Here is a 26808-nt window from a genome sequence, read left to right as displayed (position 1 = left end):
CGCTGATCCGGTTAACGACGTATTGCGTTCGGCGGGCGTCACAAACATTTCGCACAAGCGATAAGGCGCGCCGCACAAGGAGCATATCGATGGCGATCTACGCTTTGGCCGATGCGGATCTGGAAGTGGAAGATGAAAATGCCTTCTGGGTGGCGCCGGGCGCCGTTCTCGTGGGCAAGATCATTCTGAAGCGCAACGCATCGGTGTGGTTCGGCGCGGTTTTGCGGGGCGATAACGAACCGATTCTCGTCGGCGAAAACTCAAACGTGCAGGACGGCAGCGTGTTGCACACCGACATGGGCGCACCGCTGACGATCGGGAAGAACGTCACGATCGGCCATCAAGTTATGCTGCACGGCTGCACGATCGCAGATAATTCGCTGATCGGCATCAAGGCGACGGTGCTCAACCACGCTGTGATTCCTTCGCATTGTTTGGTGGGTGCGCACGCTTTGGTGACGGAGCGCAAGACGTTCGAGGAAGGATCGCTGATCACGGGCGCGCCGGCGCGCGTGGCGCGTAGGCTCGAAGATGTGCAGCGCCAGGTAATCGAAGGCTCGGCGCATCATTATGTCGAGAATTGGAAGCGCTATAAGCGCGATATGAACAAGAGCGGGTTCAACGTTTAGCGGACCGCCGGCTTGCAGCCGGCAATCTGCTCAAACTTCTCAGGTCTATGCAGTTTCACGCATGCCGGCTGGAAGCCGGCGGTCCGAAGACTTAGCGCTTTGCTTCGGGCAGTGGGCCGTTCCAGACTTTGCCGATGCGCACGTCTGTCTCCGGGCCAAGATTGAACCAGGCCAAGCGATCGCGCGTCGCATCGATCACGACGAAGCGGTCGCCGCGCTCGAGCGTTTGCGAGAGCGTGTTGCGGATGACGCCCGCAGAAAGCCGCGTGCGCAAAATCCAAAGGCCTGGCGCGAGTTCGCAGACGTGCCCCATCGACGTGAGTGCGGCCATGTACGCGTCCCACGAGCCCGAGAAGATTTCGGCGTGCACGAAGACATTGGCGCCTTCGTTGTTTTCGTTAGCGGCGTCACTGCGCGGTTGCGCCATCAGGCCGACGACGCGGCGCGCCTCGATCCACGGGCCGTCCGCTGCGTCGGAGACTTTGGTCGCGGGCCGGATGCGACCTTCAGTAACGAAGTCGGAGAGTTGGGCCATGGTGTACGGGCCATAATTCTTGCCGCGCACCTGCACCCACCATTGGCTGGTGGCGACAACGCGGATCGGCGCGGCGACGTCTGACACGGTTACTGCTCCGTTTCGAAACGGCGCGCGGTAAGGCGGCGCCGACGAGACGAGCGGGTGCAACCGGCGTGCCGGTTGGTGAGTGAAAGGTTAAGCGCTCTTCGGGCGGTTTTCGAAATCGACGGCGAAGCCGCCTTCGATCAAGCGCGCGACACGGCCGTGGATCGAACCGATGCGCACCCAGGCGCCGATAAGCGGCGGGTTGCGGCCTGTGCGGACGGTGACGCCGGCCAGCGAGAAATCGAGAATTTCGCCCATGCAGGTTTGGCCGTCTTCGAATTCGATGCGCGTCATGTGATCGGGGCGCGCCGCGACGATCGGCTTTTCGTCCTCAACGATGGCGCCGTCGAACAATTGCTTGTTCATGGCGATCGTCAGTTGTTCGGCCATTTTCTCGCGCTTATGGGCGCTGAAATCGAAGATCACGGCGGCTTCGCCTTCGCCGCAATGGCGGGCGACCGAGCCGGAGACGCGGCCAAAGCCGTCAAGGTAAAGCACGACGCGCTCGCCGACGCTGGGGAGCGCCGGGGCGGCGATGCGGATGTCGCCGGGGGAGATGTCGGCGGTGCGGCAGTCGAGCTCGCGGCCGAGCGTGTCGAGAAGGCGGCCGTTCACCTCGATCGGGATGCGGCGGAAGCGGCGGCGCTCGCGGATACCGACTTGGGCGGCGGTCAGGCGGCGCGCGGCGGCGGCCAAATCGAGTTTCGGGGCGGCGTTGGACATGGTGTGATGAAAGCCCGTTCACCGTAAAGTTTGGCTTAAGGATTAAACTTGACGCCTGCGTCATCTCGCCGGGGCGGGTTTGATCTGCTAATCGGGGACGAGCAGACAAAAGTGACGCCCGACGACCTTTGGTTTTATGGGCGCGAAGGGAGCGACACGTGGCCGAAATCGAGGACGGGCAGAAATTCGATTATGTCATCGTCGGCGCGGGCAGCGCGGGCTGCGTGCTCGCCAACCGCCTCAGCGAAGATCCAAGCGTCACCGTCGCGCTGCTGGAAGCGGGCGGTAAGAACAATTCGTTGCTGGTGAAGATGCCGGCGGGCGTGGGCAGCCTGATCAAGGCCAAGGGCGCCAGCAATTGGGGCTTCGAGACGGTCCCGCAGCAATTCATGAACAATCGCCGTTTGTATCAGCCGCGTGGGCGCGGTTGGGGCGGATCGTCGGCAATCAACGGCATGATCTATATTCGCGGCCACGCGCGCGATTACGATCAATGGCGCCAGATGGGCCTCAATGGTTGGGGCTATGCGGACGTGTTGCCGTATTTCAAGCGTGCGCAGCATCACGAAGACGGCGCGGATTCCTTCAATGGCGAAGGCGGACCGCTCTGGGTGTCGCGCGGGCCGCCCGGCGATCCGATCTACAAGGCGTTCATCCAAGCCGGCAAACAAGCCGGCTATCCGGTGACGCGCGATTTCAACGGCTATCAGCAAGAAGGCGTCGGCCCGTATCACCTCACCATCCGCGACGGTGAGCGTTGGAGTGCGGCGGCGGCGTATTTGAATGCGATCGTCGCATCGCGCCCGAATCTGAAAGTGATCTCAAACGCGTTCGCGGGGCGCGTGCTGTTTGAGAAGAAGCGCGCGATCGGCGTCGAATTCTCAGGCGGGCCGGGCAAGGTCACGCAGAAGGTTTACGCCAACAATGAAGTGCTGGTCTGCGGCGGCGCATTCCAATCGCCGCATCTGTTGCAGCTTTCGGGCATTGGCCCTGCGGACGAGTTGAAGAAGCTTGGCATTGATGTCGTGCAGGACGCACCGGATGTCGGGCGCAATCTGCAGGACCATTTGGACGCGTGCATCATCTACGAGATGACCAAGCCGATTTCGATGTATTCGAAGACGAAGGGCCTGAAGCAGCCGATGATCGGGCTGCAATATTTGTTCACCAAACAAGGCCCAGGGCGGACCAACCATTTGCATGCCGGCGCCTTCTTGAAGACGCGCGGCGAGTTGGATCGTCCGGACATTCAGCTGCACGTCGTCAACGCCGTGATGATCGACCACGCCAAGGTGACGCCGGATCGCGACGGTTTCACGGTGCACACCTGCCAGCTGCGACCGGAGAGCAAGGGCACGGTGACGCTGGCCTCGACTAATCCGTTCGACGCGCCGCTGATCGATCCACGTTATCTGGCCGAAGAGAATGATCGCCGGACGATGCGGGATTCGGTGCGCATGGTGCGCGATATTTGCAGCCAGGAGGCGCTCGACCTCTATCGCGGCCCGGAATATCGCCCCGGCCCACACGTGCGCACGGATGCGGAAATCGATGCGTGGATTCGCGACAACGCGGAGACGATCTATCACCCGGTCGGCACCGTGCGCATGGGCGTGGATGACAAAGCGCCGCTGGACGAGCAATTGCGCGTGCGCGGCGTCGAAGGTTTGCGCGTCGTTGATGCGAGCGTGATGCCGACTTTGGTAGGCGGAAACACCAACGCGCCGACGATCATGATTGCCGAAAAGATCGCCGACGTGCTGCGCGGCAAGAAGCCTCTGCCGCCGCAAGATGTGCGCGTGGCGGAAGACGCGCGGGTGGCGGTGTGACCCCCGCCCGCGTGGTCGCAACACTGGGCGCTTTGATCGGTGTTGCGGGGCTTGGGCTGCAATATTTCCTGATCGTGCGGAATATGGGCGCGGAGGGTGCGACGCCGCTTGAGGCGACGTCGCGCTATTTTGCATATTTCACGATCCTTACGAACACGTTCGTCACACTCGTGATGGCGCGCGCGGCGCTGAAGCCCGAGAGCCGTGTCGGCTTGAACTCACCGCGCGGTGAGTTGATGGCGACGGTGTCGATCCTGTTTGTGTTTGCGGTTTACAATCTGCTGCTGGCGTCTCGCTGGGACCCCCAGGGCGCGCAGAAGGTGGCGGATGTGATCGTGCACCAGATCGTGCCGCTGACGACGGCGTTGTTCTGGATCTTGCGTCCGCACGGCGGGCTAACGTGGCGCGGGGCGTTGTTCTGCGCTCTGTGGCCCACCGCTTACACTGTGTATGCGCTGGTGCGCGGGCAGTTCGACGGCTTCTACGCCTATTATTTCATGGACCCGAGTGCGATGTCGTGGGGCGCGTTGGCGCTCAATGTTGCGGGCCTATGCGCGGCGTTCGTGGCTTTTGCGTTCTTGCTGGTGGGCGTGGATCATGCGCTGGCGAAGCGCGCCGGCGCGGCTGCTGCCGCACAAGCTTAGTCGTTCACGACAACGAGGCGCATGCCTTTAGGCGCTTTGGCGGCGGGCGGGTGCAGCGAGCCTAGGCGCAGGCGTTGGATTGGGCGACCGCCGAGAAAGTTTTCGCCGCCCAGCATCTGAAACATGCCGAGGAAGCGATGGCCGAGTTGATGATCGACTTTGAGCGGCGTGATCAGGATTTCCGCGCCGAGCATTTTCCCACACGCGGTCTCCGCGATGACGCGCAAAATGCCCGGTTCGCCCGCATCGGTGCAGGCGTCAATCAGTGCGTTCACCAAGGCGAGGTCCGCTGGGAGGAAGAAGCGCCGAAAATCGTGCTCGCGCATGTCGCGGCCGAACACGTCGATGAGCTCCGTGCCGAAGGTGCGGATGGGCAGGCGGCCATCGCTGGTGCGTTCAAGCACGAACAAGCGTTCGAGCACCTGATCGGCGCCGCCCTTCTTGGGCGCTTCAGCCGTGCCGGCGAGCGCGCGGCCATAGGCCAGCAGCGCGCGTGTGTCTGGATGAAAAGTCTCTTCGCCGAGCATCGTCGTTAAGCTTGGAACCTGCGTCTGTGGTCCAAGCGTTTACGCAAGCGCCGCGCCCAATGTTTCCGGGGGAATTGCGTGCTGCGGCGGGGCGCATTCTCGCGCTGCGCGAAGCTTGGCTTTCCGCTTGCAGCCTGGGTGGCGAGGTGAAGGAGATTTTCATCGTGAACGTATCGTTACGATACATTCTGGCCGCGATCGCTTTTGGCGTCGCGGCTTTGGGATTGTTCTTACTCTAACGCCTGCGACTTCAGAGAAACCTCTTTGGCCGTTGTCTTGGCCAGCCCCGCGCAGCGATGCGCGGGGCTTTTACTTTGCGGCTCATTGCACGTCTGGGATTTCGTTGATCTCGGCGATCTGGCGACCGCCGCACATCACGCGAATGGCGCGGTAGCTCGGGGCAATGATGGGGCCGACATAGTGCACGTCGGCGGTGATCACGGCTTGGGTGAACATACCGCTGCGTTGCGACGTCTCGAGCATGATCTGTTGCACGGGCTGGGCGCTGCGGTCGGCGGGGCCGTCGCGCACGGTGACGCTGTAGCCGGGATTGGGCAGATCGACTTTACCGGTGACGTGCAGCGTCGACGTCGCGTTCGGGCCGGGCATACGATTGACCCAGGCTGACCAATCGCGGCTATCGAGCACGGCGCAGGCGGCGGAGGGCGTGGGCGTCGGCATTGGAACGGGTTCCGGTGCGGGCGTATGGCAGGCCGCGAGGGCGGCGAGGGCCGCGGATAGGATCAGTGCGCGCATGAAATTCTCCGCCATTTCGTTCCGCCCGGCGGCATAATTGCGCACCACATGCGGCAATGGAAGCGCGCTGGGCCTGGAACCCTGGACAAGCGCGCGCGGGCTCCCCTAATCCAAGCTTATGACCAGTCTCGATATTCGCTCCGCCCGCCCTGACCAGCTTGTGTCCGGCGAGAAGTCCCAATGGGAGATCATTGTGGGGCTCGAAGTGCATGCGCAGGTGACGTCGAACGCGAAGCTGTTTTCGGGCGCGAGCGCTGCCTATGGCGGTGATCCGAACGCGCACGTCTCGCTGGTGGACGCGGCGATGCCGGGCATGCTGCCGGTGATCAACAAATTCTGCGTCGAGCAAGCGATCCGCACGGGGCTCGGGCTGAACGCGGAGATCCATCGCGTGAGCCGGTTTGATCGGAAGAATTATTTCTACCCGGATTTGCCGCAAGGCTATCAGATCAGCCAGTTCGCGATGCCGATCGTCGGCGAAGGCGAGATCGAAGTGGAGCCGGACGGCGAAGAGCCGCTGACGATCCGCATCGAGCGCCTGCATCTGGAGCAAGACGCGGGTAAGTCGATCCACGATCTCAGCCCAAGCGAGACCTATGTCGACCTTAATCGCTCGGGCGTGGCGCTGATGGAAATCGTGTCGCGTCCGGACATGCGCTCGTCGAAAGAGGCGGCGGCGTATTTCAACAAGCTGCGTGCGATCGTGCGCGCGCTTGGCACCTGCGACGGCAACATGGAAGAAGGCTCCATGCGTGCGGACGTGAACGTGTCGGTGCGCAAGGCTGGCACCAAGGAATGGGGCACGCGCTGCGAGATCAAGAACGTCAACTCGACGCGCTTCATGATGCAGGCGATCGAGTACGAAGCGCGCCGCCAGATTGAGATTCTGGAGAGCGGCGGCACGATCGATCAAGAGACGCGCCTGTTCGATGCGAACACTGGCGAAACGCGGACGATGCGCTCGAAAGAAGACGCGCACGATTATCGCTATTTCCCGGACCCGGATCTGCTGCCTTTGGTGCTTGAGGAAAAATGGATCGAGGACATCCGCAAATCGCTGCCGGAATTGCCGGACGCGAAGAAGAAGCGCTTCATGAGTGAGTATGGGCTCTCGGCCTATGACGCGCGCGTGCTCTCATCCGACATGGATGCAGCGACCTATTTCGAAACGGTGGCCAAAGGGCGCGATTCGAAAGCGGCGGCCAATTGGGTGACGCAAGAACTGGCGGGCGTGCTCAACAAGAAGGGCTTGGAACTGGCGGATTCGCCGGTGAAGGCCGATGCGCTGGGCGCACTGCTCGATCTGATCAAGGACGGCACGATCAACGGCAAGATCGCCAAAGAGGTGTTCGCGAAAATGGTTGAAACCGGCGAGGCGCCGGGCGCGATCGTTGAGCGCGAAGGCTTGAAGCAAGTCACCGATACGGGCGCGATCGAAAAAGCCATCGACGATCTGATCGCCGGCAATCCCGATAAGCTCGAAGACGTGAAGAAGAACCCGAAAGCGTTTGGCTGGTGGGTTGGTCAGACGATGAAGGCGACGGGAGGCAAAGCCAATCCCGGCGTCGTGAACGAGATTCTAAAGAAGAAACTCGGCGTCTAATATTGAGCGCAGCGACCGAACGCCTCTTCTCGTACGGCACGTTGCAGCTTGAGAGCGTGCAGCGGGCGCAGTTTGGGCGGGTGCTGGAGGGGGTGGCCGACGCGTTGGTGGGGTTTCGCCAGGATATGGTGGAGATCACCGATCCTGATGTGCTGGCCAAGAGCGGCGAGCGCTTTCATCCTATCGTGTCGCGTTCCGGCGATGACGCGGATCGCGTGGCGGGCATGGTGTTTCTGATCACGCCGGAAGAGCTTGCGGCGGCGGATGCCTACGAAGTCAGCGACTACGCCCGCGTGGAGGCGCCACTGGCGTCTGGCTTGCGTGCTTGGGTGTACGTGAAGCGCGCTTAGATCGCGCGCGCGACGAGCGGCGTGTAGCGGGCCATGTGGCCGATGGCGCCGAAGGGCTGCGCCGATTCCATCCCAGCGTGGAGATGCGCTTCGAAGGCGCCGGCCTCATAAGAGGCGATGCGGTCGGCGCTCGGCATGAAAACTTGCATCAGCATGAACAGCCACAAAGAGATCATCGCGCGCCTCCTTCGTTGAAGCGTGCAAAGTGGCGGCGTTTGGTTTCTGCTGCGTTAACGTAACGATCGCGCGCGTGAAATCACCCCGACGCCGGGGAGCATCGGGGCGATTGGTTGTGTCACGTCAGAACGTGATTATTGGCTGGCGATGATGCCCAAGATCACGCCGGTGGCGATGCCGACCAGCAAGAGCTCGCCGCGATCATCGCGCACGTAATGGTAGCCGCGCGGCGGCGGGCGCAGGCGATAATAGCGATAATCTACCGGGCGATAATGGTCGCGGTAATACGCCGGCAGACGGTCGCCGCGACGCCAGGCGCGATAGTCATAACGCGCGTGATCGCGCCAATGGGACGGCGGCGGGCCGTAATACCAGCGGCCGTTGTAGTGATAGCCATTGTAGCGGCGATCATCCCAGCGGTCGCGATCATGGCGGCCGTCACGGCGGCCTTCGCGATAGGCGCGCCGCTCGTCGCGGCGATCATCGCGATTGTCCCAATCGTTGTTGCGATCCCAACGATCGTCGCCACGATGGTTGCGGTGATTGTCGCCGCGACGGTCGTGCGCGGCGGCTTCGGTGGAAATGGCGAGCGGCGCCGTAAAGGCCACCGCCAGCGCAGCAAGCGCATAACGTTTCATAGCGAGGTCTCCTTCCTGCTTCCCATCGAACGGCCAACGTTCGAGGAAAGGTCCCTAGCTCTGAGAGGAGTGTGGCGAGGTGTGACTGAACCCGGTCTGAATCCGGATGGGAACTCGCCGTCAGTAAAATCGCGTAAGCGCTTGGTTTTGCAGGGCGCGGCTTTTCCAGATGAATCCAAGCTGAATCAACGCGGTTTCATCTCACGGGCTTGTGACGCTGGGATTCGCCGGAGGTTTGGCGGAATGTGTCCCTCTAGCGCGAGTTTAGGGAAGCGCCCATGTTGATCGCGAGCCAATCTAAGGGACGCCCATGACAAAGCCGATCGAACTCTATTTCTGGCCGACGCCGAATGGCTGGAAGATTTCCATCGCGCTTGAGGAGATGGGGCTCCCCTACGAATTGAAGCCCGTGAACATTGGCCGCGGCGAACAATTCGCGCCGGCGTTTCTGAAAATCTCACCGAACAATCGTATGCCGGCGATCGTCGATCCCGAGGGGCCGGGCGGTGAGCCGATCTCAGTGTTTGAGTCCGGCGCGATCCTTCAATATCTCGGGCGCAAGTCGGGCAAGTTCTATCCAAGTGATGAACGCGCGCGCACGAAGGTCGATGAGTGGTTGTTCTGGCAGATGGGCGGCTTGGGCCCGATGGCGGGGCAAGCGAGCCACTTCATCAATTACGCGCCGAAGATCGTCGATGATCCGAAGCTGATTGAATACGGCCACACGCGTTACGTGAACGAGCTCAACCGTTTGTGCGGCGTGATGGAGCGGCGCTTGGAAGAGAGCGCCAATCTTGGCGGCGATGAGTATTCGATCGCGGACATTGCGTCATGGCCGTGGGCGCGCATCGCCCACAAGCTCGGTCAGAGCTTCGATGATTTCCCAAAGCTTAAAGCCTGGGTCGATCAGATCTTTGCGCGTCCTGCGGTTCAACGTGCGCTCGCGGCGGGCGATGAGCTGCGGCAGAAGCAAGAATTGAGTAAGGATCAGGTGCGCGACATGGCCAAAAGCCTGTTCGGGCAAACATCTGCTTCGGTAAATGACGCGAAATCAAAACAAGGCTGATCGCGCTTAAGCTTATCGCAATTAAAGCATGACATTGATCCACTCCGACGGCGCGAGAAATGCACGTCGATGGGGTGGAGCGTACATCGGGCAATCCGGGGCGTTCCCAATTGACACCAAGGGAGCCGCCAAAATGGCGTTCACGGATTCTGAGATTGCGGAAGCACACGCTGCTGTGCGCGCCGCTGGTGATTGCGACAATCTTTACAAGCTCGGCCTGATCTATTCGACGGGCCCAGAGGTCGACCTGGTGCAAGCGCACATGTGGTTCAATCTCGCCGCTGTGCGCGGTTCGGATGCGGCGAAGGAATGCCGCCGCGAACTGTCGGACATGATGTCGAAGGACGAGATCGCCCAAGCCCAGCGCAGCGCGCGCGAGTGGCTGAGCGTGAAGCACCACTAGGCGTCAAGGCAGTAGGCAAAGCGCGAGCGCCGCTTGGCTCGCGCGTGCAATGTCGTGGGCGTTTGGCGCCTGCTGCTTTGCGTGACAGCCATGACGGTTGTCCCTCCCTCTCGACACACGCGAAAGCGCGCGCCGCTCTTGTTCTGGCGCGAGCGCTGGATGCTGGCGTTTGTGTTCGCCGCGGTGCTCCTTGTGGGGTTGATCGCGACCTATGAGCCTGTGCTGAGCGCGCGCACCACGCCGGCGGAGATCGTTGAAGCGATCCTGTGGGGCGTGCTCACCGCAGCACTCGTGAGCTTGGCGCTAGAACGCGTCGGCCGCCGGCTGTGGCACGCACTCGCCAATCGCTTTCCTGAAAAATTGCATCTCGTTGTGATGAGGCCGTGCGTCATTGACGGGGACACGATCTTGGACGCCGCCAGCGGCGTGCGCTATCGCGTCGCCAACATCGATGCGCCCGAGACGGGCGACGACGCCAGATGCGCAAACGAGGCGCAACGCGGCGAGCTTGCACGGCTTGCTGTCGTGGCGATGGTCAATCGCGCAAAGGCGGTGACCGTGCGCCGGACTTGGCGCTGGGATCAGTACGGCCGACGCATCGCCTTTGTGTATGCCGACGGCGCTGATTTGGGCGAAGCGTTGGTGGCGAAGGGTTTCGCGCGGCCATGGCGCGGCAAGCGTGAGAGATGGTGCGGCCCGCATGGCGGTCTTGCACAGATCGGCCAAACGCGCGCGATGCCGATCTCTTGCAAAGCTTGCGGCGCGTGGAGCAAGTACTAGCGCATGGAGCGCGGGTCTTCAGACCCGTGTCTTCTCACGACTTTGAAGGTACGGCGCCATCGCTGGTCTGAAGACCCGCGCTCCTTCCTCCACTTAGCGCGTCGCTTCCTTGTCGCCGAGCAGCGATGGGGCGGTGCGCAGGAGGATTTGCAGGTCGAGCCAGAGCGAGGCGTTCGACACGTATTCGAGATCGAGCTTCACGCGGCGGCGCAATTCAGCGGGCGTTTGCACTGGGCCGCGCGAACCATTGATCTGCGCCCAGCCGGTGAGGCCTGGCTTCACGCGGTGGCGGTGCGCATATTCAGCGACGATGTGTTGTAGATCGCGCTCGGCCGTCTTCATGCCGACAGCGTGCGGACGTGGGCCGACGAGGCTCATGTCGCCCAGCATCACGTTCAGCAATTGCGGCAGCTCATCGAGGCTGGTCTTGCGCAGGAAGCGGCCGAGACGGGTGATGCGTGGGTCGGCGGCTTGCACTTGCACCAGGGTCTTCTCTTCTGGGCGCACGCGCATCGTACGGAATTTGAAGACGGTGAAGACACGATTGTTGAAGCCGTGACGTTGCTGGCGATAGAGGATCGGGCCTTTGCTGTCTAAGCGGACCGCAATCGCGATGATGAGCATCGGGATTGCGAAGCCAATGAGCATGGCGCCGCCAATGATGAGGTCTGAAGCGCGCTTGATCATGGCGCGGCGATAATTGTGCGGTCGACCAGAGACGCACGCGACAGCTGTTCCATTCAAGCGCTCGATGCGACGGCCTTGAACGCCTTGGTTCTGGTAATCGAGCAGCAGATCGACGCGGTTCGGGATCGGGCGTAGGCGCTCGATCATGGCGCGCACGCGCGTTTCGGCCTTTTGCGTCACGGTGATGATGATGCGGTCCACGTGCGGCAGGCCGTCCCACGCCATCAGGTCATCGATATTGCCGCCGACTGGGGCTGCCGAGAGCTTCGACGGCACGCGTGAGAGGCGATCATCCACGATGGCGACGACGCGCATATCGCCCGATCGTTTGGCGCGGGCGATGATGCGCTTGGCGGCTTCGGTGGCGCCGATGATGACGACGTTCTCGGCGAACATGCCCTTTTTGTGCGCGGCATTGCTCCATACCGCGATCGCGGCGTGGATACCGGCGAGCAGCATGGCCGCGATCGGCAGCGTGGTGGCGAGTGCGGCGGAGGCGCGCGCGTCAGGTGCGATCAGATTGGCGATGATGATGCCGGCGATGACGCCAAGGGCGAGGCCGCCCACTGCGCCTTCCGGGCGCATCGTTGCAGGCGTGGCGCGATAGGTTTCGGTCAACCAGAGGCCCGCCTTCAGCGCCCCGGCGGCGAGGACGAAGGTCGCGGCTTCACCAAGCGACAGCGCAAAGAGGCCAGCGCCAACGCCCCAAAGGGCGGCGACGTGCGCGATCAGCAGCACCGCCGCCCAATCGATCACGCGCAGCGCCTGCATCGGCAGGCGCGGGCTCACATGCACGCCGCGGCGGCCAAGCTTGGGGAAGGCGAAGGCGGTGGCGGGGGCCACGTGCGCGGGATCGTTGGCGGGCATGGGCGGGGTATCGGCGGCGGCGAGATAGGGCTCGGCCGCGTCGCGCCAAGCGTCTTCCTCAAGCGCGATACGCAGGCCGAACAAGCAGAACGAGGCGGCGAGGTCACCAATTCGCTGCGCCTCGCGTTGTTCGATGGTTAATGCGTCGTCAATCGGCGGCGGCGACGGCTCAAAGCGCGCCGCATCCTGGGCCATATTGGCGCCAGCGCGGAGCAAGGCAGCTGGAAACATGGGTATTTTCGCCCTTGGGACTAAATTCTTCGAGTCCGCTCGCGCAAAGCCCGCGCCACTTAACCATGTATGCGGCGCGACAAGGCGCCTTGCGGTGCGAAGGGGCGCCAGCTAAGCGTTCCGCCCCCGCCGGAGACGTGGCCGAGTGGCTGAAGGCACTCCCTTGCTAAGGGAGCGTACCTTAACCGGGTACCGAGGGTTCGAATCCCTCCGTCTCCGCCAGCGGGCCGTCCGCGTGGTGTGCGCTTGCATACGCCACAGATCTCAAAACTCATTGAAAACAGAGCATTATCAAGGAGCGGGCGCCGCAGGCGTCCGTTGATGTCGTCTGTCTGTCGGCCTAACGCGGTGGGTACGTGGTAGGTACGGGAGCGGCCGTGTGGCCAAGCAGATCGAACAATTGACCGATTTGAAGCTACGTCAGCTTCGGGCGCCCGGCCGCTACGCCGACGGCCAAGGGCTCTATGGCCAGGTCACGGCCTCCAAAAAGGTCAGCGGCCAATTCAATCGGTCGTGGCTTGTGAGAGTTCACGTCCCAGTTTCCATCTCTTGGCCGATGTTGGGCGGGTGTAAGGCTAGGATGCGATTGGTTGGCTGGACACCGGCTTCCGCTGTCAGGGTGCAATTGATTGCGCGACGCGGGCGGCAGACTCTCTGCCGAGGCAAATCCTACGGCTATGGGGATTGCAAAGACTTCGGCCGCGCGCGGAAGCGGATGCGGTAGGGAATAAGTACAATCCCCGCGATCACCGAGAGTAGCGTGATCGTCGTGACGATGATGATGAGCGGATGATTGAAGTCTTCGTGGTTCTGCCAGTCCATGATGTGCAGGGCCCATAGTGTATCGTAGAGGCGCCATAGATCGGAACGGCGTGCGGTGACGGCGCCGGTGTTCTGGGCGACGTATACCGAAAGGCCGCCGTCCGGGAATTGCACGCGCCACGCGGGCAACGCGCCACGGTATTCCGCCGTCTCTTCAGTTACGAGTGTTGCGCCGGTGGGGGCGGAAGTGAGCGTGACGTGTGCGCGGGCGACGGCGTTCGCTTGTTCGGCGCTGAGTGGCGAAAGGCGTTGCAGCGTAGTGGTATCGAAGAGGATGGGCGAAGCGTCGGCAAATTCCGCCACGACGACCTGGCCTATCGGGCGTCTCTCGATCGTGAGCTTCGTTGGAAGCGCGTTCTGGTCTCCGCGCAGGCTGGCCAGAGACGCAAGCGTTGCAGTGTCGAGGGTTTGCGCCTGCGAGGGCCGGATGAGGTTCTCGCTGCGTATCTGTTGAATTGGAAAGATCGTGAAGAAAAGGCCGCTGACGACCCAAAACACGATCTGAATGCCGACGAGCAACGCGAGCCACTTATGAACGAACGATGCAAGACGTGCGAGTGACATAAAATTTCCCCCAAACGAAATTCTAAGGTGACGGTGGTCCCGTCAAGCTGGTCGCTGCGGCGATGGCTGCGAGCGCAATGAGAAATAGAACGGCGTCGAGGCCAAGTGTGAGTCTCAACGCGCGCTGGCCAGTTTCGGGGGCGGTCTGCAAGCGCGCCGTGACCACAGATTTGTTGTAAGCGCCGAGTGCGAGAGCGAAGTTGGCGGCGGCAAGCTTTGCGATCAGCAATTGGCCGTACAGGCTCGTCAGCAACGGCGTCCATCCGCCCGCGAGAAGTAACCCCAGCCAAACTCCAAGCGCGAAGAGCGCGGGAACGGCGGCGACGGCGAACTTGGAGAACCGCGTCACGCGCGCGGCGAGCGTTGCCTCTTCAAGACTGCGAGCTGGCCAAAGTGTTATCGGCCCAGCAAACCAGAATGCGGCGATGAGCACGTGCGCGCCTAGCGCCCACGGTGCAAGGCCAGGAGACTCTAAGGCTTGGGTATGACCGGTTAGACCAAAGGAAATGGAAAATGCGATGGCGCCGATGGCAGTGGCGATAGACGAGCGCAGCAACCATCCGGCCGCCATAGCAACAGCGCCAACGACAACAGCTGTCGAGCTGGGACCAAGCGCGGGCCATGTCCACGACAGCGTTGCGGGATCGAGAAGCGCGTTAGCGCCGCCCAACTGCACGTTCGCGAGGCCGAGCCGAAGCGCAGCAAAGATGAGCGCAGTTAGACCTGCGACCGCCGCGGTGCGCAGCGCGCGCGGACGGTCCTCGCGTGCGATGATGTTTAAGCTCGCGTGCAGGCCAAGACCTGCTGCGAGGAGTGCCGATCCGTAGAGCCCAAGCTTGATCGCAAAAAGCGCGGGCGCGAGCGGATCGGCCTCCACTAGTCAGCCACTGTGAAATGGATGGCGCCTGGCATGACGTGGCCATCATGGGCCATTGTCCGCCACGAGATTGTGTAAGCGCCTGACGCGAGCGTGGGCAGCGGGATCGTGAATGATGTCGTCATCGCGTGGGGTGGCGTGTAGTCGAGGGCGATGTTGCGTCCCGCTGCGTTGGTGAGCGTCACGTTCGCCAGTCCAGTCGCAACGGAGAACGTGACCGTGAAGTTCTCCGGCGCTGCTGAGAGCGTGGAATTGTCAGTGATGCTCGTCTCACGCACAGCGGTGTGCGCCAGAGCGGGAGGGGCGGCGACGAGCGGTAGCATGATCGCCACGAGCGCCAGCAAGAGACGTTTCATGAGGAGTGCTCCCGTGCTGTGCTCAATGCACCATGTAGCGAACGCGGCCGGTCATCGTGTGATTGTCGTCGCCGCTGGCGGTCCACGTGAACGTGTAGTTGCCCGGCGCTAAGCGCGGTAGCGCTACGCTTGGCGTGGTTGCAGCCGCGCTGGCTGGGACGGTCACCGCGATTGGATCGCCACCGCTGGGCGTGATGACGAGTGCGGTCAGCCGCATTGGATGTTCAAACGTTGCGCTGAATGTTTGTGGCGCCGCGCCCATCGTGCCGTCCGCTGGATTGGTCTGGATGGTGCTCTGCGCGCCGTGGCTGCCGTGATTGTGTTGGGCCGCTGCGATCGGCGCTGTGGCGAAGAGCGCAAGCACCGCGCCGAGCATGAGGGGGAGTTTGGACATGATATTCTCCATTCAGATCAGAAGAGGGCGCGCAGTCCGATGACCGTGCGTGTTGATTGAGTGTCTGCGCCGAGAGATTCACGAATCTCGCGGGTCTCGCCGAGTGCGCTTGTCCATTCGACGCCGACGTAAGGGGCAAAGCTTCGGCTGATTTCATAACGCAGGCGCACGCCTAAGTTCGCGTCTGTGAAGCCCGCGCCTACATCAAGATCGGGGATGTCTTGCGCCGCGAAATGGAGTTCGGCGCTTGGTTGCAGGATGAGCTTTTGAGTGAGCCGAAGATCGTATTCGGCCTCAGCACGCGCAGTCACGTCGCCCTCAGTGGAGACGAACGCCGCTGCGCCGACTTCGAACCAATGGGGCGCGAGTCCTTGAATGCCGACAACCAAATCGGTGCGATCTTCGCCGTCGAGATAGGACTGCCGAACGCCCGCTTGCAGATCGAAGTAGGGTGTTACAGCACGGCTGTAGAGGAGCTGCAGCTCGGCGTGTTCGATTTCTTCGCCAAACGCGCTTTCGCCCTCGGATTTCCACCAGAACCGGTGGACGTCGCCCCCATACCAACCTTGGACGTGCCAAGCGTAAGTCTCGCTCTCATCGTCGAATCCGGCCTCCAACTCCTCAAGGATGATGGCGTGAGTTCGCATGCCGCCGTTCTCGGTGACCAGTTGCTCTCGCGCGCGGGCCATCGCGGCAGGGTCAAAATAGAGGTCGGCGGCGTTCGCCTCGCCGCTGGCTGGCGGCGTCGCTTGCGGCGTTGTTGCGCGGGTATGCCCAGCGTGCGGATCGGGTGCGGGCGTCTGGGTTTCATGTTGCGCGTGGTCTTGGGCGGCGGCAGGCATGGCTGTTGCGAGAACCAATGGCGCGACGAATGCGGCCATCATCTTCATGATGCGACGCCATCCAATGGCCGAATGCTCACGACGTTGAACATGCCCGAGTGCATGTGCATCATCATGTGGCAGTGAAACGCCCAATCGCCGGGCGCGTCGGCCGTGAGATCGAAAGACAAGCGACCGCCTGGCGCGACGTTCACAGTGTGCTTCAGAGGTTGATTGGGTCCATGTCCGTTGACCAGTTCGAAAAAGTGTCCGTGCAGATGGATCGGGTGTTGCATCATTGTGTCGTTCACGAGCGTGACGCGGACGCGCTCGTTGCGCTCGAAACGGAGTGGCTCGACGATCTCGTTGAAGCGGCGGCCGTCGAAGCCCCACATGTAGCGTTCCATGTTGCCGGTGAGGTGGATCTCCAGCGTGCGTGATGGCGGGCGCGTGTCGCGGTTGGGATTGAGCGCGACGAGATCGGTGTAGACCAGAACGCGGTGCGGTTCGTTCTCAAGCCCGAGCGGGCGTTCGGCCAGACGATTCTCCGGCATGGGCGAGATGCTCTGCACGCCAACGCCGACGGCCATACTCGGCGGCGCGAGCGATGTGTCGCGCATGTTCATGTCGCCATGGTCCATGTTGCCGTGATCCATGGCGCCCATATCCATACCCATGTCCCGCATGGTGAGATTTGGCACCTGGCGGACTAGTGGGACTTCGGCGCTCATGCCGAGGCGCGGCGCGATGGTGGCGCGGCCCATGCCGGAGCGATCTACGGCTTCTGAAACGAGCGTGTAGGCGCGATCTTCACGCGGGTTGACCATGACGTCGTAAGTCTCCGCCACCGCGATCTGAAACTCATCGACTTCGACTGGGCGGACGTTTTCACCATCCGCTTGCACGACGGTCATCGGCAAGCCCGGGATGCGCACATTGAAGTTGGTCATCGCCGAAGCGTTGATGATGCGGAGACGGACGCGCTCGCCGGGCTCGAACAGGCCGGTCCAATTCTCGTCAGGCCCGTGGCCGTTGACGAGATAAGTGTATGTAGAGCCGGTGACGTCTGAGATGTCGCGCGGATCCATGCGCATCCCGGCCCACATGCGGCGTTGCGAAGCGCCCATGCGGTCCTCGCCGGAGAGGAGGCCAGCGACGGTGGTGCGCTGTTGGTTGAAATAGCCGGGGCTTGCCTTCAGACGGCGCAGGATTTCGTGCGGATGCAAAAAGCTCCAGTCGGAGAGCACGATCACATGTTCGCGGTCATAGGCGACAGGATCGGCGCCCGCAGGATCGATAATCATCGGACCGAAATGGCCCATCGCTTCCTGAAGACCTGAGTGGCTATGATACCAATAGGTGCCAGCCTGGCGAACCGGGAAATCATAGACGAACGTTTCGCCCGGGCGGATGCCGGGGAAGCTGATGCCCGGCACGCCGTCCATTTGGAATGGCAGCAAGATGCCGTGCCAATGAATTGAAGTGTCTTCGTCGAGCGTGTTGGTCACGGAGAGCTGCGCGCGCTGACCTTCGCGAAGACGCAGCAGCGGGGCGGGGAGTGTGCCGTTAACGGTTACGGCATGGCCAGTGCGCCCGCCGACGCTGAACGGTGCGTGGCCAACGGTGAGCGCGATGTCAGGTCCGCTGAGCGTTGTGATTGTTGGCGCGATGCCGCGCGATCCGGTTTGCGCCCATGCGGGAAACAGACCCTGCACGCTGGCGAGCCCGGCGCCGCCGGCGATTGCTTTCAGTAAGGTCCGGCGCTCAACCGACACGATGATCTCCTTGGCCGTCGTCCGCAGCCCACGATGTTCTGCACCTTCCCACCGCTGGAAGGTCAAGCCATCGCGGTCAGTGGAAATACGCATTATGGCCGCAAACCCCTCAACGGGTCGCCAGCGCTCCTGCGAGGGCTCGTTTGGCGCGGTAAATGCGGACCTCAACGGCCTTGGCGGTCATTCCCAACGCCTCGGCGATGTCACGATGAGACATCTCTCCCATGAGCGAGAGGAGCAGCGGTTCCTTGAGGTTCGCGGGAAGTGCGGCGATGGCATCGTCGAGCCGGGCCAATTCATCTTCGCGTTCTTTCGCGGCGGCGATCGGTTGAGCAATGTCGAGGCCGGGACGATCAATATCCTCGGCATCGTAAAAGAACGCGCGCACGGCGCGGCGGCGGCGCCAATCGCGGCACTTGTTGATGGCGATGCGTTTCAGCCAGATTCCGAAAGAGCGTTGCCGATCATAGCGGGCGAGTGCGTGCCAGGCGGCGACGAAAGATTCCTGCACCAGATCATAGGCTTCGCTCGCATCACCCACGTAACCCCGCACGAAGCGATAGAGGCTGTCCTTGTGTCTCCGCATAAGCTGTGTGAATGCACGTTGATCGCCCGCCAGAACGGCCGCCACGAGCGCGGCGTCGTCGCGCTCGTCTGGTTCGGTCATTGTTGCTCTGCGGTGAGGGCGTCAACGACAGTGGTGTCAAAAATCGCTTGCTGTTCGGGCGTCAGCACCTCGCGCATCGCGAAGACATGGCGGATCGTTTCCGATTGAAGCTCGCCCATGGCGTGGTGGAAGCGTTCAATTGCGGCCGTTACGCGCGGGCCGTAGCCGTGTTCTTCGCGAATTGCGGCGGCCAAGTCAGCGTTGGCGGCTTGCATTTCCATCTCGAGTGCGCGCCGACGCGTCGCGAACTCGGCTTCGATGGCTTCAATTCGGGTTGTTTGCTCTTCGGTGAGATCAAGCCGCTCGTGCACAACATCATGTAAGCCAGGGCGGCCATGATGAAATGCGTGCATCCCGGTCATCCCGACCCAGACGCCGCCGGCGCCAGCAGCAAAGGCCACAAGCGCAGTGATCGCCAGTCCCCGCCACGAGAGGTTCACTTGCCACCTTCAAGCAAGGTCGAAGGCGCGTAAGCTGAGTGTGTCGCAAACGGCGAGACTTCGGGTTCGGCCGTGGCGCTTGCCGCTCCGCCGGCGATGACGCCAAGGGCCATGACAGAGGCGACGAGGGCGACCCGAAAGCCGAGCACCCCACGGGCCGAGCTGCGATCGCTCGTGCCGACACGCGCCCATACTTGCGGCTCAAGTTGGCTGAGATCGGCAGGGGCTGGGCGAGCTGACCATGTGGCCAGCAACCTATCAAGATCGGACATGGGCTTCTCTGGAGCTCCTCGGCGCGACGGCTCGCAGACCTATTACGCGCCATCTGTTGATTTCCCTCAACATCGCCCGCGTCTGGAGGGATTTCTTCGTTGGCTGCGTATTTTGACTGACTGCAGTCTTTTGCTGCAAGCCTGCCAGGAGGATTACGATGCGGTCTGGATTTATTGCGGTGTTTCTGTCTGCGGCGGCTCTTGGCGGTTGCGCGACGGCCCAGGGGATGGGTCATCAGACGATGAGCCATGAGGAGATGATGCGGCACTGCCAGATGATGGAGCAGCATCAGGCGCAGGGCGGTCACGATCCCGCTCACCATGATCCGGCACAGCACGGCGGCATGAGCCACGAGGAGATGATGCGGCATTGCGCCGAGATGCGCGCACAAGGCGCGCTACATCAACACTAGCGATCGGGCGCTAGGCTTTAGCGCGCTTTGCGGCTGGCCGTTTGGTGCGGGGCTGAGAGAGGTCATCGAGGATAGGGCAATCGGGGCGATCGTCGCCGTGGCAAGCGCCGGCGAGTTTCTTCAATGTCTTTGAGACTTCGCGCATCTCCGCCATGCGAACCTCCAAGTCCGCGATGTGCTTTTCTGCGAGCTTCTTCACCTCGCGTGATGGCCGTTTCGTATTGCTCCATAGTGCAAGAAGGGATGAGACCTCTTCGAGCGAGAAGCCGAGGTCGCGTGTGCGGCGAACGAATTGGAGAACGGCAACTTCCTGATCGCCATAGTCGCGATAGCCGTTTGCGCGCCGAGCCGCCGAGGGCAGAAGGCCGACGCTCTCATAATAGCGAATCATCTTGGCCGAGACGCCTGACCGTTCGGAAGCTTGACCTATGTTCATAGAAACGCGCCTGATTTTTCCGTGTTGACCTTCCCATTGTGGGAAGGTGCAGGCTGAGTTTCAAGCGAAGAACTCAAACACGCAGAGCAAAGCCATGCAGGAACACCATACACATCACTCCAGCACCGCCAGCCAGACGCTTCGAGATCCTGTTTGTGGCATGACCGTCAGTGCCGACACGCCGCACCGCCTGTCTCACAAGGGCGAGGACGTGTTGTTCTGCAGCGCACACTGTAAAACGAAATTTGCGGCTGAACCCGAGAAGTACGCGAAGGCGAATGAGGCAGGCGTCTGTTGCTCAGCGCATAGCTCTGGTGACGGGCATCACGTGGGCCATTCGCACGATCATCATGCCGCGACTTCATCTGCTGACGCTCCGAAAGGCGCGAAGTGGACGTGCCCGATGCACCCGGAGATCATACGCGACAGTCCCGGTTCATGCCCGATCTGCGGCATGGCGCTAGAGCCGATTACGCCGACGGCCGATAGCGGTCCAAACCCCGAACTCATCGATATGACGAGGCGGTTCTGGGTGGGCGCTGCGTTGGCGGCGCCAGTGCTTCTGCTCGAAATGGGTAGGCACTTCCTTGGCATCGATCGATTTGTGCCGCCCGCATGGAATCCTTGGATTCAATTCGCATTGGCGACGCCCGTTGTATTGTGGGCGGGTTTTCCATTCTTCGAGCGCGGCTACCAATCGCTGAAGACCCGCAACCTCAACATGTTCACTTTGATCGCGTTGGGAACGGGCGTGGCTTGGGTCTACAGCGTTGTCGCGTTGTTCGCTCCAGCACTGTTCCCGCCCGAGTTTCGCGATCATCACGGTCTGGTTGCCGTCTATTTCGAGGCGGCCGCTGTTATCAGCGTGCTGGTTTTGCTCGGCCAGGTGTTGGAGCTGCGGGCGCGTGAGCAAACTGGCGGCGCAATTCGCGCGCTTCTTGATCTCGCGCCGAAGACCGCGCGGCGTATCAAGGACGGCTCTGAAGAAGAAGTTACGCTCGACCAGATCGTTGTCGGCGATCGCCTCCGCGTACGCCCTGGCGAGAAAATTCCAGTGGATGCCATTGTTCGAGACGGACGCTCGACGATCGATGAGTCGATGGTCACGGGCGAATCCATGCCCGTTACGCGTGAGGCCGGGGCTCGTGTGATCGGCGGGACGCTCAATCAGACGGGCGCGTTGGTGATTGAAGCCGATCGCGTCGGCGCGGACACGATGCTGTCGCGTATCGTTCACATGGTGGCGGAGGCCCAACGGTCGCGCGCGCCGATCCAACGACTCGCGGACAAGGTCTCTGGCTGGTTCGTGCCGGCCGTCATCGCCGTGGCCGTAGTGGCTCTGATCGCGTGGTGGGCGTTCGGACCGTCGCCGGCATTCTCCTACGGGCTCATTGCAGCGGTCTCAGTGCTGATCATTGCCTGTCCCTGTGCGCTTGGCTTGGCGACGCCGATGTCGATCATGGCTGGGGTCGGGCGCGGTGCGCGCGCTGGCGTGCTGATCAAGAATGCTGAAGCGCTCGAACGCTTCGAGAAAGTGGACACGCTTGTTCTTGACAAGACCGGAACGCTGACCGAGGGCAAGCCCGCGGTCGTCGCCATTCAAACGATATCCAATCAATCCGAGGCAAATGTGTTGCGTTTCGCCGCGAGCTTGGAGAACCAAAGCGAGCATCCCTTGGCGTTGGCCATCGTCTCGGCCGCAAAGGACCGCGGCTTGACGCTTGCTGAAGCCTCTGACTTCGACTCGCCAACGGGCAAGGGCGTGATAGGAGTTGTGGAAGGCCATGAAGTGGCGCTTGGCGCAGAGAAGTACCTCACCGAGCTAAACGTGGACACTGCGGCCCTAAGCGCGAAGGCGGAAGAGCTGAGACGCGAGGGGGCGACGGCCATCTTCTTGAGCGTCGATGGCGTTGCGGCAGCCGTCTTTGGCATTGCTGATCGCATCAAGGCGACAACGCCGGACGCGCTAGCCGCGCTGCGAGCTCAAGGCATGCGGTTGGTAATGCTGACCGGGGACAATCGCACAACGGCTGAAGCTGTCGGACGCAAGCTCGGCATTGATGTTGTCGAGGCAGAGGTGCTTCCCGAGGATAAGTCACGCATCGTTACGCGCTTGAAGAGCGAAGGCCGGGTCGTGGCGATGGCTGGAGATGGCGTGAACGACGCGCCAGCGCTCGCGGCTGCGGACGTCGGGATTGCGATGGGCTCGGGGACTGACGTTGCGATCGAGAGCGCGGGCGTGACCCTGCTGCATGGCGATCTGACGGGCATCGTTCGCGCCCGTGCGGTTTCACGAGCGACGATGAACAACATCCGGCAAAACCTGTTCTTCGCGTTCGCGTACAACGTGGCCGGCGTGCCGATCGCCGCTGGCGTGCTCTATCCAATCACCGGCGATCTCTTGTCACCGATGATTGCGGCAGCCGCGATGGCGTTGTCATCGGTTTCGGTGATTGCGAACTCCCTGCGTCTGAATTCGATCAGGGTCTGATGCGGTGAGGGTGTGGCGCGACCGACCGCCTCAATGCCGCAGCGTTTTTTGGTCACCGAGAAGACGCTGCGGCAGCAATGCGTCATGTCGGCGCTGTACGTGAGGTCAAGTGGGGCGGCCCATTGGCGGTCATTCGCCGACGACTTCGGCGCATCACGCCGCTTGCCAGGCTCGTAGTAGCGTCTCGCAGATCTCTCCGTAGGGCTTGCGACGTTTGGGTCGTGATACCGATTGTGCGATAAACCAATCTAGGGGTGCTCCACTGACGCCTCCGGCTGACGCGAGCGTGCAGGCATGTGACTCTCGGATGGCGAATTCGCTGTATTCTGGGGCGCAAGGGGAGAACTTTTGTTCCGGGCGTGGGGTCCGGTTATGAAGTTGCTGGTGGTCGAGGATGATCCGAAGGCGGCGCGCTTCCTTAAAAAGGGGCTCGGCGAGGAGGGGTTTGTCGTCGATGTCTGCCATGATGGCGAACTCGGACTTCAAGCGGCGCTGACCGGCCAGTACGGGCTCATGGTGCTCGATGTGATGCTGCCCTCGCTCGACGGATGGAGCATCGTCGAACGCATGCGCGCCGAATCCTGTGACACGCCGGTTCTCATGCTGACCGCGCTGGATTCCGTGGCGCACCGTATTCGCGGCTTGTCTCATGGAGCCGACGACTATCTCGTAAAACCCTATGCGTTCGGAGAACTTGCCGCGCGGATCCACGCCGTGCTGCGACGGCGCACGAATGCGGTGGCGCAGACTCTGCAATTTGAGGATCTGCGTGTCGATGGCAAACGCGGCTTCGCTGAACGTGGCGATCACAAACTCGATCTGACCGCGAAAGAATTGCAATTGTTGGAACTTCTACTCTTGCATCGCGGCGACATCCTCACCCGAACGTTCATCGCCGAGGCGGTGTGGGAGATGACGTTTGATGGCGACAGCAATGTGATCGACGTGAACATCCGTCGTCTGCGTGCGAAGGTCGACGATCCGTTTGAACGCAAATTGATTCACACCGTGCGTGGGCGAGGCTATGTCCTTCGCTGACCAAGTGCTTGGCGGCGCCAAAGCGTTCGTCCAACCGTCGAAAAGGCAGCCGCTCCAGCGCCGACGTCTCGATCTTATCTACTTCGCTCTTGCGGGATTTGATCTGCTCACTATCGGCTTCACTCTGATGCTGAGCAATCATATCATGGGCCTCTATCAGCAATCCGTTAGTCGCAGCGCCGTCTGGTCAGAGCGTGTGGGAGAGGTGGTTCAGCTTGCGCAATTCGCCCAAGAAGCCAATGCGCCTGGAAACGATGTGTTCGACAGCCATGACGTCGCCCAAGAGCGCGTGAGGCGAGACGCGGGTCTCGCGCAATATCAGGCGCAGCGTGACGCGGTATTGGAAAGTCTTTCTGCGACAGAGCAGGGAGAAGACGTCTCGACAGTCATTGAAAATCTCCGCAGCGCCGATCTGCAGATGCAAGAGATGATGACGGAGGCGGATCGTATCTTCGCGGAGATTGAGCGCGGAGGTGATGAAGTCGCCGCCCGACGCATGGCGACGATGGATCGAATATACGCGCGGCTTACACGCGACCTATTGAGCGCGGTGCTTGCGGTGCAGGCGATCGAGGATCGCAATCTCGCGCGACAGGTCAAGCTCGCATCAAGTTTGCGGCAGCTCGAAATGATGGTGATGGGGTTGATCTTCCTCATCGTCGTCGGCGTTGCGCTCTATGGCCGCCGAATTGGGCAGGTCATGCGGCGAACCGAGGATGCGCACAATGCGATGTTGCACGAATTGGAATCCGCCAACGAAGGGCTTCAGCAATACGCGGACAACGTGGCGCACGAACTTCGCAATCCAGTGAACAAGATGTTGCTCGCCTCGGAGGTTGTGCTTTCTCGCGCGCGCAGTAATGAAGAGTACGAAGACACGCTTCTTTCCATTGTGGAAGAAAGTCAGCGTCTCTCAAGTATCGTGGGAAGCCTGCTCTTTCTGGCGCGCGCTCGGCAAACCCGAATTGACCTGGATCTGAGTTCTGTCGTCGTGGCGACAGAATTGAACGTGATCCGGGAGTACTTTGAGACGGCGGCGGAGGAGGCAGGGCTCAATTTTTCCGTTGTGTGTCCGCTGGACTTAACCCTCGCGGTTGATCGAACCCTCTTCCAACGCGCGATCAGCAATCTGGTCTCCAACGCGATCGCCCATACGCCCAAGGGGGGCGCCGTGGTCTTAAGTGGGCGGCAGGAAGACGATTGGGTGTCTATCGAAGTGCGAGACACTGGCGAGGGGGTGTCCGTGGAGGATCAATCGCGAGTGTTTGATCGGTTCTATCGGGCCGATAAGGCGCGAAATCCTTCCAGTGGACGGCTCGGGCTTGGGTTGCCTATCGCCAAGAGCATCATGGATTTGCACGGCGGCGCCATGGCTCTCGACAGCGAGATTGGGCGAGGGACGTCGGTTGTGCTCCGTTTCCCGACGGCCCCAAAGTAACATTACAACTCGTGTAATGTGGGCGTCATTTTCCCGTAATTTTGCTGTCACGGCTCCGTAATCGGCCCTCAGTTACCGTTGTTCCCGATGATGCGTGTGAAGGCGCGTTGTCGGGGATGGAAATGTCTGCACGTCGTTCGGTTATTCGATTTGGTCGTCGAAAATGCCGAACCCGGCCGGCGGGAGACAAGCGCAAGCGCGTAAGTGTTCGCCAGAATTCCATCTCCAGGAAGTTAAGAGGCCCCGTGAAGACGGGGGAGTTGCGCGCCGTGGCGATTCAGCGGCGACCGTGGCTTGAGGAGACGGAGGCGCCAGGTCGCTTGTGGTTGGCCACATCGATCGTTTTTGGTTCTCTCATCCTCATCTTCTTTTTCTGAATCGCAACGCACGGCAGTGCGCAACGTCGCTTCAAAAGGGCGGCGCGCTGCGCGTTTCGGCGCGAAATTAAGTTGTACAAAATGCACAGAGCACGGAATAAGGCGCGGCGTCCTCGATCCGCCTTCGCGCAGTGCGCGAGTGTAATGCGCATGATCGCCATCGACGCTACTTGAATTGAGCGCGCGCGCCAACAAGCGCAACCATTAACCATTGGGCGCGCGATTGACGCGCGAGATGGCGAATGCACGGGGCGCAAAATGGTTCAGCTATTCCGTACTGATCTTCAGTTTATTCTTGATCAAATCATCTTAGCTGAGAGCGGCGCACTGCCGCCAACTGCGTTTCACCCGTGGGGTTTGCGCACAGTAAACGGCACGAACAATCACATCATTCCAGGCCAAGAGGCGTGGGGATCCGCGGATCAGAATTTTCCACGTTTGCTGAATCCAGTGTGGCGCAACGCAAGTGTAGTCACGATGCCGGGCTTACCCGGACAACCACTCGGTTCTTCGACAAGCTATTTGCAAACCTCCGGCTACGTATTCGATCCCCAGATTCGTCTCATCTCGAACTTGATTGTCGATCAAACGCCGAACAATCCGGCGGCTGTCATCGTTGCTCTGCAAGTGGCGGGGATATCGAACGGCGACAACGTGCCAGCGCTTCAGCAAGCGCTTCAGAACGCGCAAACATTGGCTGCGGGACAGAGCGCCGAGGTCGGCCCGCTCTTGGCGGCTCTGACCACCGCAAATGCGCAAGCTGCCGCCGCCGCTTCTGCGGCGGCCGCCGCACAGGCACAGGCCCAAGCCGATGCGAGTGCTGCCGCTAGTGCGCAGGCGGCGGCGAGCGCGGCGGATGCAAGCGCAGCAAGCGCCTTGGCGACGTTGACAGCACTTTTGAACGCGGACGTGTCGCCGGCGGCGGTTGCGGCCGCGCAGGCCGCCTACGACGACGCGGTGACGGCCTCGGATGCTGCTGACGCGGCGGCAGCGGCTGCGGCGGCAAGCGCTGCAGCTTCGCAGGCGAACGCCGCTAGTGCAGCCGCCGCTGCCGGTGTTGCGGCTGATGCAGCTATCGCCGCGCAAGCAGCGCTC

General features: G+C 61.6%; 30 protein-coding genes and 1 tRNA gene. 14 read left to right on the top strand and 17 right to left on the bottom strand.

Going from position 1 to position 26808, the window contains the following annotated elements; translation table 11 throughout:
- Window positions 1–89 precede the first annotated feature (89 nt).
- Window positions 90–629: a gamma carbonic anhydrase family protein gene (locus EPJ54_RS05420; RefSeq protein ID WP_135210630.1), complete on the top strand. Its 540-nt coding sequence runs from the start codon at window positions 90–92 to the stop codon at window positions 627–629.
- A 91-nt stretch (window positions 630–720) separates the two neighbouring features.
- On the opposite strand, the gene EPJ54_RS05415 is transcribed toward EPJ54_RS05420, so the two are convergent.
- Together EPJ54_RS05415 and EPJ54_RS05410 are read right to left on the bottom strand one after the other, a co-directional pair.
- Window positions 721–1251, bottom strand: coding sequence for a DUF4339 domain-containing protein (locus tag EPJ54_RS05415; protein ID WP_167755586.1), 531 nt, complete (start codon window positions 1249–1251; stop codon window positions 721–723).
- A gap of 90 nt (window positions 1252–1341) precedes the next feature.
- Window positions 1342–1974 carry a PilZ domain-containing protein gene (locus EPJ54_RS05410; RefSeq protein ID WP_135210628.1) on the bottom strand — a complete coding sequence of 211 codons (633 nt, stop codon included), beginning with the start codon at window positions 1972–1974 and terminating at the stop codon, window positions 1342–1344.
- A gap of 167 nt (window positions 1975–2141) precedes the next feature.
- Between EPJ54_RS05410 and EPJ54_RS05405 the strand changes: the two genes are divergently transcribed.
- Both EPJ54_RS05405 and EPJ54_RS05400 read left to right on the top strand, forming a co-directional pair.
- Entirely contained in the window at window positions 2142–3803 is a 1662-nt protein-coding gene (locus tag EPJ54_RS05405) for a choline dehydrogenase (RefSeq protein WP_135211192.1), read from the top strand.
- A complete protein-coding gene (locus EPJ54_RS05400; RefSeq protein ID WP_135210627.1) occupies window positions 3800–4447 on the top strand; it encodes a Pr6Pr family membrane protein in 648 nt (215 codons plus the stop codon). Before EPJ54_RS05405 ends, EPJ54_RS05400 begins: the two co-directional genes overlap by 4 nt.
- On the opposite strand, the gene EPJ54_RS05395 is transcribed toward EPJ54_RS05400, so the two are convergent.
- Window positions 4444–4974, bottom strand: a complete 531-nt coding sequence (locus EPJ54_RS05395; protein WP_135210626.1) for a PAS domain-containing protein — start codon at window positions 4972–4974, stop codon at window positions 4444–4446. The two genes, EPJ54_RS05400 and EPJ54_RS05395, sit on opposite strands and share 4 nt — an antisense overlap.
- A gap of 59 nt (window positions 4975–5033) precedes the next feature.
- Here EPJ54_RS05395 and EPJ54_RS05390 point away from each other — a divergent pair, with 59 nt between their 5' ends.
- Window positions 5034–5213 carry a hypothetical protein gene (locus EPJ54_RS05390; protein ID WP_135210625.1) on the top strand — a complete coding sequence of 60 codons (180 nt, stop codon included), beginning with the start codon at window positions 5034–5036 and terminating at the stop codon, window positions 5211–5213.
- An 82-nt stretch (window positions 5214–5295) separates the two neighbouring features.
- Here EPJ54_RS05390 and EPJ54_RS05385 read toward each other — a convergent pair whose 3' ends face one another.
- On the bottom strand, window positions 5296–5730 hold the full coding sequence (locus tag EPJ54_RS05385) for a hypothetical protein (RefSeq protein ID WP_135210624.1): 435 nt from the start codon (window positions 5728–5730) through the stop codon (window positions 5296–5298).
- A 118-nt stretch (window positions 5731–5848) separates the two neighbouring features.
- Here EPJ54_RS05385 and gatB point away from each other — a divergent pair, with 118 nt between their 5' ends.
- Together gatB and EPJ54_RS05375 are read left to right on the top strand one after the other, a co-directional pair.
- Window positions 5849–7333 carry an Asp-tRNA(Asn)/Glu-tRNA(Gln) amidotransferase subunit GatB gene (gene gatB, locus EPJ54_RS05380; RefSeq protein WP_135210623.1) on the top strand — a complete coding sequence of 495 codons (1485 nt, stop codon included), beginning with the start codon at window positions 5849–5851 and terminating at the stop codon, window positions 7331–7333.
- Between the two features lie 2 nt (window positions 7334–7335).
- A complete protein-coding gene (locus EPJ54_RS05375; protein WP_135210622.1) occupies window positions 7336–7683 on the top strand; it encodes a gamma-glutamylcyclotransferase family protein in 348 nt (115 codons plus the stop codon).
- Here EPJ54_RS05375 and EPJ54_RS05370 read toward each other — a convergent pair.
- A complete protein-coding gene (locus tag EPJ54_RS05370) occupies window positions 7680–7859 on the bottom strand; it encodes a hypothetical protein (protein WP_135210621.1) in 180 nt (59 codons plus the stop codon). The two genes, EPJ54_RS05375 and EPJ54_RS05370, sit on opposite strands and share 4 nt — an antisense overlap.
- A gap of 135 nt (window positions 7860–7994) precedes the next feature.
- A complete protein-coding gene (locus EPJ54_RS05365) occupies window positions 7995–8498 on the bottom strand; it encodes an RcnB family protein (protein ID WP_135210620.1) in 504 nt (167 codons plus the stop codon).
- Window positions 8499–8808: 310 nt separating this feature from the next.
- Between EPJ54_RS05365 and EPJ54_RS05360 the strand changes: the two genes are divergently transcribed.
- The 3 genes from EPJ54_RS05360 to EPJ54_RS05350 all read left to right on the top strand — a co-directional run bounded on the left by EPJ54_RS05360 (window position 8809) and on the right by EPJ54_RS05350 (window position 10747).
- Window positions 8809–9564, top strand: coding sequence for a glutathione S-transferase family protein (locus tag EPJ54_RS05360; protein WP_135210619.1), 756 nt, complete (start codon window positions 8809–8811; stop codon window positions 9562–9564).
- Between the two features lie 133 nt (window positions 9565–9697).
- On the top strand, window positions 9698–9967 hold the full coding sequence (locus EPJ54_RS05355) for an SEL1-like repeat protein (RefSeq protein ID WP_135210618.1): 270 nt from the start codon (window positions 9698–9700) through the stop codon (window positions 9965–9967).
- Window positions 9968–10057: 90 nt separating this feature from the next.
- Entirely contained in the window at window positions 10058–10747 is a 690-nt protein-coding gene (locus EPJ54_RS05350; RefSeq protein ID WP_135210617.1) for a thermonuclease family protein, read from the top strand.
- A gap of 93 nt (window positions 10748–10840) precedes the next feature.
- Here EPJ54_RS05350 and EPJ54_RS05345 read toward each other — a convergent pair whose 3' ends face one another.
- Window positions 10841–12532 carry an exopolysaccharide biosynthesis polyprenyl glycosylphosphotransferase gene (locus EPJ54_RS05345; RefSeq protein ID WP_135210616.1) on the bottom strand — a complete coding sequence of 564 codons (1692 nt, stop codon included), beginning with the start codon at window positions 12530–12532 and terminating at the stop codon, window positions 10841–10843.
- A gap of 131 nt (window positions 12533–12663) precedes the next feature.
- On the opposite strand from EPJ54_RS05345, the gene EPJ54_RS05340 reads away from it, so the two are divergent.
- A tRNA-Ser gene (locus tag EPJ54_RS05340) sits at window positions 12664–12754 on the top strand.
- Window positions 12755–13207: 453 nt separating this feature from the next.
- Here the strand turns inward: EPJ54_RS05340 and EPJ54_RS05335 are convergent.
- From EPJ54_RS05335 to EPJ54_RS05295, 9 genes are read right to left on the bottom strand one after another with little or no spacing between them, the layout of a single operon-like run.
- Window positions 13208–13918 (bottom strand): PepSY domain-containing protein, encoded by a 711-nt coding sequence (locus tag EPJ54_RS05335; RefSeq protein WP_135210615.1) that lies wholly within the window; start codon window positions 13916–13918, stop codon window positions 13208–13210.
- 22 nt (window positions 13919–13940) lie between these two features.
- Window positions 13941–14795 (bottom strand): CopD family protein, encoded by an 855-nt coding sequence (locus tag EPJ54_RS05330; protein ID WP_135210614.1) that lies wholly within the window; start codon window positions 14793–14795, stop codon window positions 13941–13943.
- Entirely contained in the window at window positions 14795–15151 is a 357-nt protein-coding gene (locus EPJ54_RS05325; protein WP_135210613.1) for a copper resistance CopC family protein, read from the bottom strand. Before EPJ54_RS05325 ends, EPJ54_RS05330 begins: the two co-directional genes overlap by 1 nt.
- 22 nt (window positions 15152–15173) lie before the next feature.
- Window positions 15174–15545 (bottom strand): copper resistance CopC family protein, encoded by a 372-nt coding sequence (locus EPJ54_RS05320; RefSeq protein ID WP_239590767.1) that lies wholly within the window; start codon window positions 15543–15545, stop codon window positions 15174–15176.
- Between the two features lie 17 nt (window positions 15546–15562).
- Window positions 15563–16435, bottom strand: a complete 873-nt coding sequence (locus EPJ54_RS05315) for a copper resistance protein B (protein WP_135210611.1) — start codon at window positions 16433–16435, stop codon at window positions 15563–15565.
- Complete coding sequence (locus tag EPJ54_RS05310) at window positions 16432–18234, bottom strand: copper resistance system multicopper oxidase (RefSeq protein WP_135210610.1); 1803 nt, start codon at window positions 18232–18234, stop codon at window positions 16432–16434. Before EPJ54_RS05310 ends, EPJ54_RS05315 begins: the two co-directional genes overlap by 4 nt.
- 16 nt (window positions 18235–18250) lie before the next feature.
- Complete coding sequence (locus EPJ54_RS05305) at window positions 18251–18772, bottom strand: RNA polymerase sigma factor (RefSeq protein ID WP_239590766.1); 522 nt, start codon at window positions 18770–18772, stop codon at window positions 18251–18253.
- Window positions 18773–18804: 32 nt separating this feature from the next.
- Complete coding sequence (locus tag EPJ54_RS05300; RefSeq protein ID WP_135210608.1) at window positions 18805–19248, bottom strand: Spy/CpxP family protein refolding chaperone; 444 nt, start codon at window positions 19246–19248, stop codon at window positions 18805–18807.
- Entirely contained in the window at window positions 19245–19520 is a 276-nt protein-coding gene (locus tag EPJ54_RS05295) for a hypothetical protein (RefSeq protein WP_135210607.1), read from the bottom strand. The genes EPJ54_RS05300 and EPJ54_RS05295 overlap by 4 nt, the downstream gene beginning before the upstream one ends.
- Window positions 19521–19678: 158 nt before the next feature.
- On the opposite strand from EPJ54_RS05295, the gene EPJ54_RS05290 reads away from it, so the two are divergent.
- Window positions 19679–19933, top strand: coding sequence for a hypothetical protein (locus tag EPJ54_RS05290; RefSeq protein ID WP_135210606.1), 255 nt, complete (start codon window positions 19679–19681; stop codon window positions 19931–19933).
- Between the two features lie 10 nt (window positions 19934–19943).
- Here the strand turns inward: EPJ54_RS05290 and cueR are convergent, their stop codons facing one another.
- A complete protein-coding gene (cueR, locus tag EPJ54_RS05285) occupies window positions 19944–20369 on the bottom strand; it encodes a Cu(I)-responsive transcriptional regulator (protein WP_135210605.1) in 426 nt (141 codons plus the stop codon).
- A gap of 94 nt (window positions 20370–20463) precedes the next feature.
- On the opposite strand from cueR, the gene EPJ54_RS05280 reads away from it, so the two are divergent.
- The 3 genes from EPJ54_RS05280 to EPJ54_RS05270 all read left to right on the top strand — a co-directional run bounded on the left by EPJ54_RS05280 (window position 20464) and on the right by EPJ54_RS05270 (window position 25336).
- Entirely contained in the window at window positions 20464–22860 is a 2397-nt protein-coding gene (locus EPJ54_RS05280; protein WP_135210604.1) for a heavy metal translocating P-type ATPase, read from the top strand.
- Between the two features lie 372 nt (window positions 22861–23232).
- Window positions 23233–23898, top strand: a complete 666-nt coding sequence (locus EPJ54_RS05275; RefSeq protein ID WP_135210603.1) for a heavy metal response regulator transcription factor — start codon at window positions 23233–23235, stop codon at window positions 23896–23898.
- Window positions 23885–25336, top strand: a complete 1452-nt coding sequence (locus tag EPJ54_RS05270) for a sensor histidine kinase (RefSeq protein WP_135210602.1) — start codon at window positions 23885–23887, stop codon at window positions 25334–25336. Before EPJ54_RS05275 ends, EPJ54_RS05270 begins: the two co-directional genes overlap by 14 nt.
- The last annotated feature ends 1472 nt before the right edge of the window (window positions 25337–26808 follow it).

This window comes from Vitreimonas flagellata (assembly GCF_004634425.1).
GTDB lineage: Bacteria > Pseudomonadota > Alphaproteobacteria > Caulobacterales > Aquidulcibacteraceae > Vitreimonas > Vitreimonas flagellata.
The sequence above is the reverse complement of the archived record's forward strand: the minus strand, read 5'-3'. Positions and strand labels throughout refer to the sequence as shown.

Bases quoted from the DNA above. Each gene is read 5' to 3' on its own strand.
- EPJ54_RS05420 (WP_135210630.1), top strand. From the start codon at position 90: ATGGCGATCTACGCTTTGGCCGATGCGGATCTGGAAGTGGAAGATGAA.
- EPJ54_RS05410 (WP_135210628.1), bottom strand. From the start codon at position 1,974: ATGTCCAACGCCGCCCCGAAACTCGATTTGGCCGCCGCCGCGCGCCGC.
- EPJ54_RS05395 (WP_135210626.1), bottom strand. From the start codon at position 4,974: ATGCTCGGCGAAGAGACTTTTCATCCAGACACACGCGCGCTGCTGGCC.
- EPJ54_RS05390 (WP_135210625.1), top strand. From the start codon at position 5,034: ATGTTTCCGGGGGAATTGCGTGCTGCGGCGGGGCGCATTCTCGCGCTG.
- EPJ54_RS05385 (WP_135210624.1), bottom strand. From the start codon at position 5,730: ATGCGCGCACTGATCCTATCCGCGGCCCTCGCCGCCCTCGCGGCCTGC.
- gatB (WP_135210623.1), top strand. From the start codon at position 5,849: ATGACCAGTCTCGATATTCGCTCCGCCCGCCCTGACCAGCTTGTGTCC.
- EPJ54_RS05370 (WP_135210621.1), bottom strand. From the start codon at position 7,859: ATGATCTCTTTGTGGCTGTTCATGCTGATGCAAGTTTTCATGCCGAGC.
- EPJ54_RS05365 (WP_135210620.1), bottom strand. From the start codon at position 8,498: ATGAAACGTTATGCGCTTGCTGCGCTGGCGGTGGCCTTTACGGCGCCG.
- EPJ54_RS05360 (WP_135210619.1), top strand. From the start codon at position 8,809: ATGACAAAGCCGATCGAACTCTATTTCTGGCCGACGCCGAATGGCTGG.
- EPJ54_RS05355 (WP_135210618.1), top strand. From the start codon at position 9,698: ATGGCGTTCACGGATTCTGAGATTGCGGAAGCACACGCTGCTGTGCGC.
- EPJ54_RS05350 (WP_135210617.1), top strand. From the start codon at position 10,058: ATGACGGTTGTCCCTCCCTCTCGACACACGCGAAAGCGCGCGCCGCTC.
- EPJ54_RS05345 (WP_135210616.1), bottom strand. From the start codon at position 12,532: ATGTTTCCAGCTGCCTTGCTCCGCGCTGGCGCCAATATGGCCCAGGAT.
- EPJ54_RS05335 (WP_135210615.1), bottom strand. From the start codon at position 13,918: ATGTCACTCGCACGTCTTGCATCGTTCGTTCATAAGTGGCTCGCGTTG.
- EPJ54_RS05325 (WP_135210613.1), bottom strand. From the start codon at position 15,151: ATGAAACGTCTCTTGCTGGCGCTCGTGGCGATCATGCTACCGCTCGTC.
- EPJ54_RS05320 (WP_239590767.1), bottom strand. From the start codon at position 15,545: ATGTCCAAACTCCCCCTCATGCTCGGCGCGGTGCTTGCGCTCTTCGCC.
- EPJ54_RS05315 (WP_135210611.1), bottom strand. From the start codon at position 16,435: ATGAAGATGATGGCCGCATTCGTCGCGCCATTGGTTCTCGCAACAGCC.
- EPJ54_RS05310 (WP_135210610.1), bottom strand. From the start codon at position 18,234: ATGCGTATTTCCACTGACCGCGATGGCTTGACCTTCCAGCGGTGGGAA.
- EPJ54_RS05295 (WP_135210607.1), bottom strand. From the start codon at position 19,520: ATGTCCGATCTTGATAGGTTGCTGGCCACATGGTCAGCTCGCCCAGCC.
- EPJ54_RS05290 (WP_135210606.1), top strand. From the start codon at position 19,679: ATGCGGTCTGGATTTATTGCGGTGTTTCTGTCTGCGGCGGCTCTTGGC.
- cueR (WP_135210605.1), bottom strand. From the start codon at position 20,369: ATGAACATAGGTCAAGCTTCCGAACGGTCAGGCGTCTCGGCCAAGATG.
- EPJ54_RS05280 (WP_135210604.1), top strand. From the start codon at position 20,464: ATGCAGGAACACCATACACATCACTCCAGCACCGCCAGCCAGACGCTT.
- EPJ54_RS05275 (WP_135210603.1), top strand. From the start codon at position 23,233: ATGAAGTTGCTGGTGGTCGAGGATGATCCGAAGGCGGCGCGCTTCCTT.
- EPJ54_RS05270 (WP_135210602.1), top strand. From the start codon at position 23,885: ATGTCCTTCGCTGACCAAGTGCTTGGCGGCGCCAAAGCGTTCGTCCAA.